We start from the raw sequence: 513 nt of genomic DNA on the forward strand, positions 1-513 counted from the left end.
GGTTTTCAAGGCGCTGGCAGTCAGCAGGCCGATGCCGCTGACTTCGTCGAGCTTGCGGACGATTTCATCCTCAGCATGCCAGCGCGCCAGTTGCTCCTCGCACTCGTGCATCGATTGCTCGTACAGGTTGATCTCGCCCAGCACCACCTGCAGTGCCCCGCGCAAGGCGCTAACTTCCGGGCGCTCCAGCAACTCACAAGCCACACGCAAAAACGCTGCCGTAGTTATCGGCGCCTCGATGCCCATCTCGCGCAAGATCCCACGCATCAGGTTGATGCGTTGCACCCGGCTGCGCTTCCAGGTCTCACGCAAGTTGTGCAGCTGCTGTAATTGCTGCTGTTCGTGGCTCTTCACCGGCACGGGGTGGATACCACGACAACGTGCCGCCTCCAGAATGGCATCGCAGTCATTGCGATCAGTCTTGTTGCGGCGTCGATAGGGCCGTACGTAGCGCGGATGCAATAGCACCACCCGGTGCCCGCACACCTGCGCCATTCGCCCCCAGTAGTGGGC

General features: G+C 61.6%; 1 protein-coding gene. It reads right to left on the reverse strand.

All coding sequences use genetic code 11. From position 1 onward, the window contains the following. Positions 1-513, reverse strand: a 513-nt coding sequence (locus N7607_RS23070) for a transposase (protein WP_279869502.1), incomplete at both ends; no start/stop codon positions are given.

This window comes from Pseudomonas sp. GD04019, from assembly GCF_029837695.1.
GTDB lineage: Bacteria > Pseudomonadota > Gammaproteobacteria > Pseudomonadales > Pseudomonadaceae > Aquipseudomonas.